Origin of the sequence: Bradyrhizobium sp. UNPA324 (assembly GCF_006658635.1) — a bacterium.
GTDB classification, from domain to species: domain Bacteria; phylum Pseudomonadota; class Alphaproteobacteria; order Rhizobiales; family Xanthobacteraceae; genus Bradyrhizobium; species Bradyrhizobium nanningense.
Genome location: NZ_LFJD01000004.1, coordinates 2426635 through 2439019 on the forward strand (window position 1 = coordinate 2426635; position 12385 = coordinate 2439019).

A 12385-nucleotide genomic window follows, 5' to 3' on the forward strand; every position below is an offset into this window, starting at 1 on the left:
ATGCCCCGGCTTGACCGGGGCATCCAGTACGCCCCGGCTTCTCGGCTCGATCACTGACGTCTCTGGAATACTGGATCGCCCGGTTAAACCGGGCGATGACACCTTTCGTGCGGTGAGCCTACGCCGCCACCACCGCCGGGATCGGCAGCGCCGTCACCGACTTGATCTTCTCCATCGCGAAGCGCGAGGTGACGTTCTTCAGCGGCACGGCGCTGATCAGCTTCTTGTAGAACACGTCATAGGCCTGCATGTCCGCGACCACGACGCGCAGCATGTAATCGACGTCGCCGGCCATGCGATAGAACTCCATCACCTCGGGCATGGCGCTGACGGCTTCGGCGAATTTTTTCAGCCAGGCGTCGGAATGGTCGGAGCTTTCGACCGACACGAACACGGAGATGCCGAGCCCGATCTTGTTCTGGTCGACGAGGGCGACCCGCTTGAGGATCACGCCATCGGCCTCCAGGCGCTGGATGCGCTTCCAGCAGGGGGTCGAGGACAGGCCGACGCGGTCGCCGATCTCGGCGACGGACAGCGAGGCATCCTCCTGCAGCACCATCAGGATCTTACGGTCGATGGCATCGAGGCGGCGGCTGGTCTCGGGAGGTTGGACAGCAAGGTCGGTCATTTGAAGAACTTTGTTCCATTTCAGGGTTCTATTTCCCTGATATAGAGAAAATATTTCTATAGCAAGCCCATTATCGCGGCTCAATGCCGGCCGGCGCTATTCGGACGTCGCGTAAAAGCTCTTCAACTTCAAGGCGTTGCGGGGCGGCTTGGCCGCCGCCATGGCGGGTGCATTTCAGCGCTGCGGTGGCCGCGGCGAATCGCAGCGCCTCCCGTACCCCTTCGACCTCGGCGAGGCGAAGCGCGAAAGCGCCATGGAAGACGTCGCCGGCGCCAAGCGTATCGACCGCCTCGACCGGAAAGGCCGCGGTCTCCTCCAGCTCGCCCGTCTCGTTCAGCCAGATCGTGCCATTCGGGCCGCGGGTGGCCGCGAGAAAGGCGGGCGTCAGCACGGCCAAGCGCCTCAAGGCCTCGCCGTCGTCGGCAATGCCAGCGGTCTCCTGCACCTGCTCGCTGGCGAACAGCAGGTGCGATGCCGCCGTCACGCCGACGATGACGGGAATGCCGCGCCGGCGTGCCTCGGCGCAAAGGTCCACGCAGAACGATGCGCAGCGGCTTTCGACCAGAACCGCGCGGCAGTCCGTAAGCAGGTCGTCGGCGTCGGGCAGCTTGATCGTCCACAGACCGGGATCGCGATAGATCGTCAGCGTCCGCTCACCTGTCGCGTCGATCATGATCGCGGAAACCGGCGTGGTCACATCGGGCATGCGCACGATGTGCGTGGTGTCGATGCCCTCCTGCGCCATCTGCGCGAGAATGAAGCCGCTCGACATCTCCCGCGCATCGCCCATGGGGCCCGCGAACGCGACGCGGCCGCCAAGCCGTGCAATGGCGATTGCGGCATTGAGCGCGTTGCCGCCGCAGATCTCGGCGAGATGCGTGGCGTTGGCCTTGCTGCCGCGCGCGGGGACGGCCTCGACCCGAAAGGTGAGGTCGCGCACGGGAATGCCGATGCAGAGGATGCGCGGCGCGGCCTTAAGGTGCGCCATCGGTGGTCAGCTCTTGTCGTGGACCCAGCGGCCGAGCAGGTGATGGGCGATGGCGAAGGGATGCGGGCCGGCGAGCCCGTCCGGATGCGTCCGTGTCAGCATCAGGGCGGCCTCCTCGCGCGTGAACCAGCGCGCGTCTTCCAGCTCCATGCGATCGACGACGATGTCCTCGCTCACGGCCCGCGCGCTGCAGCCGATCATCAGCGACGATGGATAGGGCCAGGGCTGGGTCATGTAATATTGCACGTCGGTGCAGCGAATGCCGGATTCTTCCAGAATCTCGCGGCGCACCGCGTCCTCGATGGTCTCGGCGGCCTCGACGAAGCCGGCGAGGCACGAATACATCCCTGCCGGAAACTGCTTCTGGCGGCCGAGCAGGCACTTGTCGCCGGAGGCGACCAGCATGATCACGACCGGATCGGTGCGCGGAAAATGCTCGGCCTTGCAAGCCGGACAGTCGCGCTTCCAGCCGCCTTCCTTCATCGCGCTGCGCGTGCCGCAATTGGCGCAATAGCCGTGGCGCTGGTGCCAGCTCACCATCGATTTCGCCATCGCGATCGCCGAGAGCTGGTCGGGAGGGATCGCGCCCTGCATCGCCATGCCGCGCAGCTCCGTCAATGTGTAGTCCTCGCGCCCCACCAGCTTCTCGGCGGCGGCCTGCGACAGGCCCATGCCGAACATCGCGGCGCCGTCGCGCAGGCCGAGGAAGATCGTGCCGGGATTGGCGCCGCACTTGAGCGCCTCGTCGATCGCGAGCAGCGCGCGCACCTTGTCGCCCTCGCGCTTCACCAGCAGCGAGTCGCGATAGACGACATAGGCGCGCGAGCTCGGCTTCTGCTCCATCGCGAACAGCTTCTCGTCGTCGCGCCGCAGATGCGCGGCGCGATCGAGGATGTTGGTGACGAAGGCCGGCTGCCCCGGCGGAAATGCGTCGAATGCTGACATTATCGTTCTTTCAACCCAACCAGATCTTGCGGCGAAGCACGCTGATGAAATTCTGAACCTCTGCGGCGTCGTGCGCCAATGGCGGCATCACGCCCCAGACCGGCCGCGGCCAGGCGGCGTCACTGGTGCGGCGCGCGATGATGTGGACGTGAAGCTGCGGCACGAGGTTGCCGAGCGCCGCGATATTGAGCTTGTCGCATTTGGTGATCTCCTTCAGCGCGCGCGAGACGCGGGAGATCTCGGTCATCAGCTGCGCCTGCTGCACCTCGTCGAGATCGATGATCTCGACCGTATCGGGCCGCCGCGGCACCAGCAGCAGCCAGGGGTAATGCGCGTCCTTGATGACCAGGACCTTGGACAGCGGCAAATCGCCGATATCGATGGTGTCCTCTTTCAGGCGGGAGTGCAGCGACCAGGCGGGTTCGGGCATGAAGGCTTCTCTGGATTGATTCTTACCGTCGCAGAGACCACGCCCCCAGACAACATGCGTATGCGTCGTGGTCCGTATGCGCCAGGTCGGGTAAACCACGCGCTTCCGTCGCTGAGAAACAGGCCCGAAGGGGCGGAGCGGAGCGATTCGGGCCGGAAGCCCCCAGCGGCCGTGGGAACAGCCCCAGACCCCGCTTGCTTTCCGCCCCTTTTGGCCCCAAATAGGGATCGGGAGATTGGCGGTGGACGAGCCACTCGCCAACCGGGTCAGGTCCGGAAGGAAGCAGCCCTAACGAGGTCCGGATCGGGTCGCTCGTCAGTCTCCTACCTGTTTTTCGAGCGAACCAGCGCCGGCGGCACCTGCCGCCAGCGCGCTCCTTTCCGCAAAAGCCGGCCAAGAGACATTTCATTGCGGATCGACCGATGACCGACGCTGGCGCCCCTCCCAATCCCGACAGCGCCGGCCCGGCCGGCAACGCGCCTTACCGGGTGCTGGCGCGCAAATACCGTCCCTCCTCATTCGACGATCTGATCGGCCAGGAGGCCGTGGTCCGAACCGTCTCCAATGCGTTCGAAACCGGGCGCATTCCGCAGGCCTGGATCCTCACCGGCGTCCGCGGTGTCGGCAAGACCACCACCGCGCGCATCCTGGCCCGTGCGCTCAACTACGAGATGCCGGATGGCTCGGTGAAGGGCCCGACCATCCACATGCCGACACTGGGCGTGCATTGCCAGGCGATCATGGAAAGCCGGCACATGGACGTGCTGGAGATGGACGCGGCCTCGCATACCGGCGTCGACGACGTCCGTCAGATCAACGACAGCGTGCGCTATGCGCCGGCCAGCGCGCGCTACAAGGTCTACATCATCGACGAAGTCCACATGCTGTCGACGGCGGCGTTCAACGCCTTCCTGAAGACGCTCGAGGAGCCGCCGGAGCACGCCAAATTCGTGTTCGCGACCACTGAGATCCGCAAGGTTCCGGTCACGGTGCTGTCGCGCTGCCAGCGGTTTGATCTTCGCCGCGTCGAGGCCGACGTGCTGATGAAGCACCTCGCCAATATCGCGGCGAAGGAAAACGTCGAGATCGAGCCGGAGGCGCTCGGCATCGTCGCGCGCGCCGCCGAAGGCTCGGTGCGCGATTCGCTGTCGTTGCTGGACCAGGCGATCGCGCATGCGGCGGGCACTGTGAAGGCCGACGCCGTCAGGCAGATGCTGGGTCTTGCCGACCGCACCCGCGTCATCGACCTCTTCGATTCGCTGGCGCGCGGCGACATCGCGGCGGCTTTCAAGGAGTTCCGCGACCAGTACGATGTCGGCGCCGACCCGATCGTGGTGCTCTCGGATCTGGCCGAGTTCGTCAATTTCGTCACCCGCGTGAAGATCGTGCCGGCGACTGCCGACAACGTCGCCTATGGCGAGACAGAGCGCGTGCGCGCGAGGGAATTCGCCTCGAAGATCTCGATGCGCGTGCTGTCGCGGATGTGGCAGATGCTGCTCAAGGGCATCACCGAGGTGCAGGCCGCGACGCGCCCCGCCGCGGCCGCCGAGATGGTGCTGGTGCGCATCGCCTATGTCGCCGACCTGCCGACGCCGGACGAAGCGATCAGGATGCTGGAGCAGAACGGGGGCGGATCGCCGGTCGTGAGCGGCGGCGGAGCTGCGCGCAGCAGCGTGCCGGCCGCCCCGGTGGCCTCCGCCGCGCCGGTGTCGGCTGCGCCCGTGCGCATGCCGACATCGCCGCCGACCGCGTTCGGCGGCGGCGCCCGGCCGCAGATGGCCGCGTCCGCACCGGATCCGCAAGGCGCCGCGCCCCAGCTGCGCGTCACGAGCTTCACCCAGCTCGTTGCGCTGGCCGGGCAGAAGCGCGATCTCATGACCAAGGGCGCGCTCGAAGGCGACATGCGCCTCGTCCGTTTCGAGGAGGGCCGGCTGGAAGTCGCGCTCGAACCCAACGCCTCCAAGACCATGATCTCGGAGCTTGCGAAGAAGTTCGAGCTGTGGACCGGCCGGCGCTGGACCATCATCGTCTCCAACGAGCAGGGCCAGCCGACGCTGCGCTCGGTGAACCAGGCGGCCAAACAGGAGCATGCGCGTACCGCGGAGGCCGATCCGCGCGTGCGGGAGGTGCTGTCGCGTTTCCCCGGCGCGAAGGTCGTCGAGGTCCGCAGGCTTGCCCCCGAGACGCCGGAGTCCAATATAAACACCGACTATGGCAGCGACGATCCGCTAGAGGATTTCGACGGCGACGATCTCTGAGCCAAGCTTTCAAGGACAGACACCGATGGCTGATTTTCTCGGCATGATGAAGCAGGCGGCGCAGCTGCAATCCAAGATGCAGGAGATGCAGGAGCAACTCGCCAACGTGGAAGTCGAGGGCATCTCCGGCGGCGGCCTCGTTGCCGTGCGCATGACCGCGAAGATGGACGTCAAGGCCGTCAAGATCGATCCGTCGCTGATGAAGCCGGAAGAGCGCGAGGTGCTGGAAGACCTGCTGGTCACCGCCATGGGCGATGCGCGCCGCAAGGCGGAGGCCGCCATGCAGGAGAAGATGCAAACTCTCACTGGTGGGCTCGGCCTGCCGCCGGGGTTGTTCGGCCAATAATATGGGCGCTGTTGCAGGTCCCGAAATCGAACGGCTGGTCCAGCTGCTCGCACGGCTGCCGGGCCTCGGTCCGCGCTCGGCGCGGCGCGCGGCGCTGCACCTGATCAAGAAGCGCGAAGCGCTGATGATGCCGCTGGCCTCGGCCATGCAAGTGGCGCTGGACAAGGTCCAGGTTTGCAAGACCTGCGGCAACATCGACACGCAAAACCCCTGCACCGTCTGCACCGATCCGAAGCGCGATCCTGCCATCATTGTCGTCGTGGCCGACGTCGCCGATCTCTGGGCGCTGGAACGCGCCAATGCGACTCAAGGGCGCTATCATGTGCTGGGCGCGACATTGTCGCCGCTCGACGGCGTCGGCCCGCAGGATCTGACCATCGACGCGCTGGTTGCGCGCGCCCACGATGCGCAGGTGCACGAAATCATCCTGGCGCTGAATGCGACGGTCGACGGTCAGACCACGGCGCATTACATCACCGACCTGCTTCAGGACGCCAATGTGAAGGTGACGCGGCTCGCCCACGGAGTTCCCGTTGGCGGCGAGCTTGATTATCTCGACGAAGGTACGCTATCGGCAGCGATGCGGCAGCGCACCCTGTTCTAGCAATCCAAAGATCTCACGGAACGGAACGACATGACGAAACTTTTCGCCACACGATTGGCTTTGGTCGCGACGATGGCGATGCTGGTGAGCCCGGCCATCTCCGCGCAGCAGGGCGACGAGGCTCCGCTGCCGTCGAAACCCGGCAAGCCGATCAACAATGGCGACGTGCTGTCGGGCGAGCTGAACGCGATGAAGGTGCGCGACGGCAAGAACGGCAAGCGGGTTCCGATGTATCAGATCACCTCCGAACCGCGCCGCCTGCCGGCGCCGAACGGGCTGTGCAATCTCGAGACCGGCCCTGAGACCTTCCAGCTCGTCACTTCCAGCGACGCGCAGGCCACGCAGTTGAAATCGTTCGTCGGCAAGGAAATCTCCGTCAAGGTAGACGAGATCGCCTGCGCCAGCGATGCCGGCCAGATGAGCGAGGCCGTGATCACGAAGTGGAGCCTGATCAGGAAGCAGTAGGGGGGGCGGTCCGCGCAACTCTCTCCGCCGTCATTGCGAGGAGCCCTTGCGACGAAGCAATCCAGACTATTTCCGGGGAGCTATTCTGGATTGCTTCGCTTCGCTCGCAATGACGAAGGAGAGACGGGAGCCTACACCCTCACCGGCCCCAGCGCCTCGAAATGCCCACGCTTCTGCAACCAGGCCAGCAGCATCAGGCTCGGGATCGCCACCAGCACACAGATCACGAAGAACAGCGGCCAGCCGGTCGTCTCCGCGACGAAGCCGGCGCCTGACGACAGATAGGTCCGCCCCACCGCCGCGAGCGCGGTGAGCAGCGCATATTGCGTCGCCGTGTGCAGCGGGTTCTGGCACAGCGCCGAAAGGTAGGCCACGAAGATCACGGTGCCGACGGCGCTGGTGAAATTCTCTGCGCAGATGGCGAACGCCAGCGCCCATTGATTGGTGCCGACGATGGCGAGCCAGGAGAAGGAGAGATTGGCCAGCGCCTGCACCACGCCGCCGATCCAGAGCGATGTCGCCAATGAGTAACGCCGTGCGACGAAGCCGCCGGCAAAGCCGCCGATCAGCGTGGCGGCGAGGCCGACGCCCTTCACGATTGCCGCATAGTCGTTGCGGGTGAAACCGAGGTCGATCACGAACGGCGCGGTCATCGTTCCGGAAAAGGCGTCGGTGAACTTGAACAGCACGACGAAGGAAAGCGCGGCGAGCGCGTCTTTCCTCGACAGGAACTCCGAGAAAGCCCCGATCGCCGCGTGCAGCACCCGCGTGAACGCGGTCTCTGTTTTCGTCGCAGCTTCAGCCTGGACCGATTGCTCGGGCTCGGTCGCGACCAGTGCGGTGATCGTCCCGATCAGCACCATCGCCGCCATCACGATATAGCCCCACATCCAGGCCGATGTGCGCGTGATGCCCGTGCTCTCGAAGCCCGAGACGATGAACAGCGCGCCTGCGGTCGAGACCAGCATGCCGATGCGGTAGGCGGCGACGTAAGCCGCCATGCCGGCGGCCTGCTCGCTCTCGGGCAGGCTCTCGACGCGGAAGGCATCGACCACGATGTCCTGCGTCGACGACGTCGTCGCCACCAGCAGCGCGCCGAGCGCGACATAGAACGGCGAGCGCCCGGGGTCGGTCATTGCCAGCAGCAGGATCGCGACGATCAGCAGGGCTTGCGAGAACAGCAGCCAGCCGCGCCGCCGCCCGAACGCGCGGGTGAACAGCGGCACATGCAGCGCGTCGACCAGCGGCGCCCACAGGAATTTCAGTGTGTAGGGCGTGCCGACCAGCGCGAACAGCCCAATGGTCTTCAGGTCGACCCCGGCCTCGCGCATCCACACCAGCAGCGTCGAGCCCGACAACGCCAGCGGCAGGCCGGAGGAGAAGCCGAGGAACAGCACGATCAGCACCCGCGGCTGCAGGTACACGGCAAGGCTGTCGCGCCAGGAGGCGGCGGGAGCATCGGTCGCGGCGGAGGAGGTCGCGTCAGGGGCGGTCATGGGGTGGTGTTAGCAGATTCTGGCCCTACAGGTGAGCTGTCGTCGCCCGGCTTGACCGGGCGACCCAGTATCCCAGAGGCCGAAGTTATGGAGGACCCGCGATCCCCGGATAGAGGTCGTTCCAGTCTGGATTGTCTTTCTCGATCAGCGCGATCTTCCAGTCGCGCTTCCACTCTTTAGCCGCTTCTCTCGCTTGATCGCATTCTCGGGATCGTCGAATTGCCCGGAAATAGACCAGCTTCACGACGCCGTATTCTTTCGTGAAGCTCTCAATCAGCTGCAATTTGTGTTCCGCCACACGGCGGATGAGATCGTTCGTCACGCCGATGTAAAGCGTGCCGCCGATCGTGCTGGCGAGGATGTAAGCGTAGTAGCCGCGTGCGCCCATCTGCCGTCTCTGGGATACTGGGTCGCCCGGTCAAGCCGGGCGACGACAGTGTGCCTTAAATTCACTCCCCCGCCTGGAGCTTCCGCGGAAACAGCTCGCCCGGAGCCGCCGCCACCAGCCGCGGTCCCTCCGGCGCATCCGCCTTGCTGAAATCGAGCTCCTCGATGCGTCCTGCGCGCTTCTCGATCTTGTCGGCGGAGATCAGGATCTGGCGGACGTCCTCGTTCGCATCGGAAAAATGTTTCTGCAGTTTGACCACGCGCTCGCGCAGGCGGCCGAGATCGTCGCCGAGCTTGATGACCTCGGTTTGGATCTGGTCGGCGGCATCGCGCATGCGCGCGTCCTTCATGATCTGCTGCATCACCTGGATCGCCAGCATCAAAAGCGAGGGCGACACCAGCACGACGCGGGCGCGATAGGCCTTCTGGATCACGTCGTCGAAACCGTCGTGGATCTCGGCGTAGACCGATTCCGACGGCACGAACATCAGCGCCATCTCCTGGGTCTCGCCGGTGACGAGATATTTTTCGGCGATGTCGCTGACATGCTTCATCACGTCGCCGCGCAGCCGCTGCGTGGCCACGCGCCGCTCCTCGTCGCTGCGGGCGTCGTGCAGCGCCGTCATCGCCTCCAGCGGAAACTTGGCGTCGATGCAGAGCGGGCGCTGGTCCGGCAGGAACACGACGCAATCCGGCCGCTTGCCGGTCGAGAGCGTGAACTGGAACTCGTAGGATCCCTTCGGCAGCCCGTCCTGGACGATCGCCTCCATCCGCGCCTGGCCGAAGGCGCCGCGCGACTGCTTGTTGGCGAGCACATCCCGCAAGGTCGTCACCTGGGTGGTGAGATCGGTGAGGTTCTTGTGCGCGCTGTCGATGATGCCGAGCCGCTCATGCAGCGCGCGCAGGCTCTCCATGGTGTTGCGGGTGGAGTGTTCCATGGACTGGCCGACGCGATGGGTCACCGAATCCAGCCGCTCATTGACCGCCCGCGCCATCTCGGCCTGACGTCCCGCCAGCGCCTGGGTCATCGCATCGACCCGGCCGGAGGATTCGCTCTGGGCCCGCAGCACCTCACTCAGGCGCTCCTCGAGCTCGTCGGCCCGGATCGCGTGCGCCATCGCGAGTTCCGCGCCGCGCCGCCCGGATCGCGCGATCGCCACCGCAATTACCACCAGCAGGATGAGGACGAGCGCACCGAAGCCGATCAGCGCGTCGATCGTGCGCACCGGCCAGTCGCCCAACGTGAAAATGATCTCGTTCATGCCGACCGTTCTAGCCGATTCGCCGGGGGGCACGAACGAATAGCGAACGCCTGTGGGTCGACCGCCCCCTAATCTTTATGGTTAACGAAAGCTGAAGTTTTATGGTTAGCGAGGAGTTAACGGGGTTCCTCGCCGCATTGACCGCATCCGGCATGGGGCTTAAATCGCGGCCATGGCCCTCAGAGAAATCATCATCCTGCCCGACAAGCAGCTGCGTCTGGTCTCCAAGCCGATCGAGAAGGTCACGGCCGAGATCCGCAAGCTTGCCGACGACATGTTTGAAACCATGTACGACGCGCCCGGCATCGGCCTCGCCGCGATCCAGGTCGCGCAGCCGCTGCGGCTGATCACCATGGACCTCGCCAAACGCGACGAGAACGGCGAGACCAAGCCGCTGCCGCGCGTGTTCATCAACCCCGAGATCATCGCCTCCTCCGAGGAACTGTCCGTTTACGAGGAAGGCTGCCTCTCGATCCCCGAATATTACGAGGAGGTCGAGCGCCCTGCGAAAGTGCGCGTGCGCTTCACCGATCTCGATGGCAAGGTGCACGAAGAGGACGCCGAAGGCCTTTACGCCACCTGCATCCAGCACGAGATCGACCATCTCAACGGCGTCTTGTTCGTCGACTATCTGTCGAAGCTCAAGCGCGACCGCGTGATGAAGAAATTCGAGAAAGCCGCCAAGCGCGCGGAGTAGGGCGTCATTTTTCCCAGCCGTCATGGCCGGGCTTGACCCGGCCATCCACGCCTTGCTTCCTGTACCGCCAAGAACGTGGATGCCCGGGACAAGCCCGGGCATGACGGAGAACCGGAACTCTTAACCGAACGCTGCCACATGTCCCTTCGCCTGATCTTCATGGGCACGCCTGATTTCTCCGTGCCGACGCTGCTTGAGCTGGTCGCGCATGGCCACGAGATCGCAGCCGTCTATACCCGCGCGCCGAAGCCGGGCGGGCGGCGCGGTCTGCAATTGCAACCGACCCCGGTCGAGGAGGCCGCGCGACGACTCGGCGTGCCCGTGTTGACGCCGAAGACGCTGAAGACTCCCGAAGCGCTTGACGAGTTTCGTGCGTTCGACGCCGATGCAGCCGTCGTCGTCGCCTACGGCATGATCCTGCCGCAGGCGATCCTCGATGCGCCAAAGCTCGGTTGCTACAATTTGCACGCTTCGCTGCTGCCGCGCTGGCGCGGCGCTGCGCCGATCAACCGCGCGATCATGGCAGGCGATGCCGAGAGCGGCGTGATGGTGATGAAGATGGATGTCGGTCTCGATACCGGCGACGTCGCCATGGCCGAGCGCCTCGCGATCACCGACACCATGACTGCGGTCGATCTGCATGATCGCCTGTCCCGACTCGGTGCCGATTTGATGGTGCGCGCGATGGCCGCGCTCGCTCGCGGCGGTCTTCAACTCAAGAAGCAGAGCGAGGACGGTGTCACCTATGCCGCCAAGATCGACAAGGCCGAGGCACGGATCGACTGGACCAAGCCCGCGCATGCCGTGCTGCGTCACGTCCACGGCCTGTCGCCGTTTCCTGGTGCCTGGGCCGAGCTCGCCGGCGTCAGCGAGAATGCACGCGTGAAAATCCTGCGCTGCGAATTGGCGAAAGGTTCGGGCGCTCCCGGCGAAGTGCTCGACGAGCATCTCACCATTGCTTGCGGTGACGGCGCGATCCGCATTCTCGAACTGCAGCGCGAAGGCAAGGCCCGAATGCAGGCCGCGGACTTTTTACGCGGTGTGCCCGTCAAGCCGCCTATGCGGTTCGGTTGATGCCCCGCTACAAGCTCACCATCGAATATGACGGCGCACCGTTTTTCGGCTGGCAGGTGCAGGAGACGCTGCCCTCGGTGCAGGGCGCGCTGGAAGCGGCCGTGAAAGCAATGATCGGTGTCGACGCTCGGGTCCATGGCGCGGGGCGCACCGATGCCGGCGTGCATGCGCGCGGCCAGGTCGCGCATGTCGACGTCGACAAGCAGTTTCCGCCGGGCCGGTTTCGCGACGGGCTCAACGCGCATTTGCGCCCGCACCCGATCGCGGTGCTCGAAGCCGACATCGTGCCCGATAGTTTCGAGGCGCGCTTCTCGGCCGTGAAGCGGCACTACCGCTATCGCCTCATCAACACCCGCGCCAATCTCGCCCTCGACGCCGGCCACGCCTGGCGCGTGCCGCGTAAGCTCGATGCCGAGGCGATGCATGCGGCCGCGCAGCGCCTGCTCGGCAAGCACGATTTCACCACCTTCCGCGACACCGAGTGTCAGGCCAAGTCGCCGGAGAAGACGCTCGATCAGCTCGACGTGATGCGCGATGGCCGCGAGATCACGATTGTCACCTCGGCGCGCTCGTTCCTGCACAGCCAGGTCCGCTCGATGGTGGGCTCGCTGGTCTGGGTCGGCGAAGGCCGCTGGACCGCCGACGATCTCTCCGCAGCGCTCGCCGCACGCAACCGCGCCGCGTGCGGCATCGTGGCGCCGCCGGAGGGGCTGTATCTGATGAAGGTGGATTATTAGCGCCTGATGCCATCTCTGGCGTCATGGCCGGGCTTGTCCCGGGCATGACGGCGGAGATCTGGGTGCCG

The 12385-nt window shown here is 65.3% G+C and carries 13 protein-coding genes, 1 other RNA gene and 1 pseudogene; 8 read left to right on the top strand and 7 right to left on the bottom strand.

All coding sequences use genetic code 11. The annotated features are described in order from the left end of the window. Positions 1-118 precede the first annotated feature (118 nt). The 4 genes from UNPA324_RS11845 to UNPA324_RS11860 form a co-directional block, all read right to left on the bottom strand. On the bottom strand, positions 119-628 hold the full coding sequence (locus UNPA324_RS11845) for an Lrp/AsnC family transcriptional regulator (protein ID WP_128923002.1): 510 nt from the start codon (positions 626-628) through the stop codon (positions 119-121). Positions 629-698: 70 nt separating this feature from the next. Further along, on the bottom strand, positions 699-1616 hold the full coding sequence (locus UNPA324_RS11850) for a PfkB family carbohydrate kinase (RefSeq protein WP_141934737.1): 918 nt from the start codon (positions 1614-1616) through the stop codon (positions 699-701). Positions 1617-1622: 6 nt separating this feature from the next. Beyond that, a complete protein-coding gene (nudC, locus tag UNPA324_RS11855; protein WP_141934738.1) occupies positions 1623-2561 on the bottom strand; it encodes an NAD(+) diphosphatase in 939 nt (312 codons plus the stop codon). Between the two features lie 10 nt (positions 2562-2571). Then, a complete protein-coding gene (locus UNPA324_RS11860; RefSeq protein WP_128923005.1) occupies positions 2572-2991 on the bottom strand; it encodes an HIT domain-containing protein in 420 nt (139 codons plus the stop codon). A 230-nt stretch (positions 2992-3221) separates the two neighbouring features. Between UNPA324_RS11860 and ffs the strand changes: the two genes are divergently transcribed. From ffs to UNPA324_RS11885, 5 genes are all read left to right on the top strand, one after another. Beyond that, positions 3222-3318, top strand: an RNA gene (gene ffs, locus UNPA324_RS11865) — signal recognition particle sRNA small type. 95 nt (positions 3319-3413) lie between these two features. Next, a complete protein-coding gene (locus UNPA324_RS11870; protein ID WP_141934739.1) occupies positions 3414-5249 on the top strand; it encodes a DNA polymerase III subunit gamma/tau in 1836 nt (611 codons plus the stop codon). 25 nt (positions 5250-5274) lie between these two features. Then, the gene (locus UNPA324_RS11875; protein ID WP_141934740.1) at positions 5275-5595 is read left to right on the top strand and encodes a YbaB/EbfC family nucleoid-associated protein; all 321 of its coding nucleotides are present in this window, start codon (positions 5275-5277) and stop codon (positions 5593-5595) included. A gap of 1 nt (position 5596) precedes the next feature. Beyond that, entirely contained in the window at positions 5597-6199 is a 603-nt protein-coding gene (gene recR, locus UNPA324_RS11880) for a recombination mediator RecR (protein WP_097661786.1), read from the top strand. A 30-nt stretch (positions 6200-6229) separates the two neighbouring features. Then, a complete protein-coding gene (locus UNPA324_RS11885; RefSeq protein ID WP_128919171.1) occupies positions 6230-6664 on the top strand; it encodes a hypothetical protein in 435 nt (144 codons plus the stop codon). A gap of 131 nt (positions 6665-6795) precedes the next feature. Here the strand turns inward: UNPA324_RS11885 and UNPA324_RS11890 are convergent, their stop codons facing one another. The 3 genes and pseudogenes from UNPA324_RS11890 to UNPA324_RS11900 form a co-directional block, all read right to left on the bottom strand. Further along, positions 6796-8160 (bottom strand): AmpG family muropeptide MFS transporter, encoded by a 1365-nt coding sequence (locus UNPA324_RS11890; RefSeq protein ID WP_128919172.1) that lies wholly within the window; start codon positions 8158-8160, stop codon positions 6796-6798. Between the two features lie 85 nt (positions 8161-8245). Next, positions 8246-8548 (bottom strand): annotated as a pseudogene (locus UNPA324_RS11895) (GIY-YIG nuclease family protein). A gap of 61 nt (positions 8549-8609) precedes the next feature. Then, entirely contained in the window at positions 8610-9809 is a 1200-nt protein-coding gene (locus UNPA324_RS11900; RefSeq protein ID WP_128919173.1) for a DNA recombination protein RmuC, read from the bottom strand. A gap of 172 nt (positions 9810-9981) precedes the next feature. On the opposite strand from UNPA324_RS11900, the gene def reads away from it, so the two are divergent. From def to truA, 3 genes are all read left to right on the top strand, one after another. Beyond that, complete coding sequence (gene def / locus UNPA324_RS11905; protein WP_128919174.1) at positions 9982-10506, top strand: peptide deformylase; 525 nt, start codon at positions 9982-9984, stop codon at positions 10504-10506. 138 nt (positions 10507-10644) lie between these two features. Further along, positions 10645-11580, top strand: coding sequence for a methionyl-tRNA formyltransferase (gene fmt, locus UNPA324_RS11910; RefSeq protein ID WP_141934742.1), 936 nt, complete (start codon positions 10645-10647; stop codon positions 11578-11580). Next, complete coding sequence (gene truA, locus UNPA324_RS11915; RefSeq protein ID WP_128919176.1) at positions 11580-12317, top strand: tRNA pseudouridine(38-40) synthase TruA; 738 nt, start codon at positions 11580-11582, stop codon at positions 12315-12317. Before fmt ends, truA begins: the two co-directional genes overlap by 1 nt. Positions 12318-12385: the final 68 nt, after the last annotated feature.

What these genes read in the sequence shown, in the direction of transcription:
- UNPA324_RS11845 (WP_128923002.1), bottom strand. Translation starts at nt 628, where the DNA reads ATGACCGACCTTGCTGTCCAACCTCCCGAGACCAGCCGCCGCCTCGAT.
- UNPA324_RS11850 (WP_141934737.1), bottom strand. Translation starts at nt 1,616, where the DNA reads ATGGCGCACCTTAAGGCCGCGCCGCGCATCCTCTGCATCGGCATTCCC.
- nudC (WP_141934738.1), bottom strand. Translation starts at nt 2,561, where the DNA reads ATGTCAGCATTCGACGCATTTCCGCCGGGGCAGCCGGCCTTCGTCACC.
- UNPA324_RS11860 (WP_128923005.1), bottom strand. Translation starts at nt 2,991, where the DNA reads ATGCCCGAACCCGCCTGGTCGCTGCACTCCCGCCTGAAAGAGGACACC.
- UNPA324_RS11870 (WP_141934739.1), top strand. Translation starts at nt 3,414, where the DNA reads ATGACCGACGCTGGCGCCCCTCCCAATCCCGACAGCGCCGGCCCGGCC.
- UNPA324_RS11875 (WP_141934740.1), top strand. Translation starts at nt 5,275, where the DNA reads ATGGCTGATTTTCTCGGCATGATGAAGCAGGCGGCGCAGCTGCAATCC.
- recR (WP_097661786.1), top strand. Translation starts at nt 5,597, where the DNA reads ATGGGCGCTGTTGCAGGTCCCGAAATCGAACGGCTGGTCCAGCTGCTC.
- UNPA324_RS11885 (WP_128919171.1), top strand. Translation starts at nt 6,230, where the DNA reads ATGACGAAACTTTTCGCCACACGATTGGCTTTGGTCGCGACGATGGCG.
- UNPA324_RS11890 (WP_128919172.1), bottom strand. Translation starts at nt 8,160, where the DNA reads ATGACCGCCCCTGACGCGACCTCCTCCGCCGCGACCGATGCTCCCGCC.
- UNPA324_RS11900 (WP_128919173.1), bottom strand. Translation starts at nt 9,809, where the DNA reads ATGAACGAGATCATTTTCACGTTGGGCGACTGGCCGGTGCGCACGATC.
- def (WP_128919174.1), top strand. Translation starts at nt 9,982, where the DNA reads ATGGCCCTCAGAGAAATCATCATCCTGCCCGACAAGCAGCTGCGTCTG.
- fmt (WP_141934742.1), top strand. Translation starts at nt 10,645, where the DNA reads ATGTCCCTTCGCCTGATCTTCATGGGCACGCCTGATTTCTCCGTGCCG.
- truA (WP_128919176.1), top strand. Translation starts at nt 11,580, where the DNA reads ATGCCCCGCTACAAGCTCACCATCGAATATGACGGCGCACCGTTTTTC.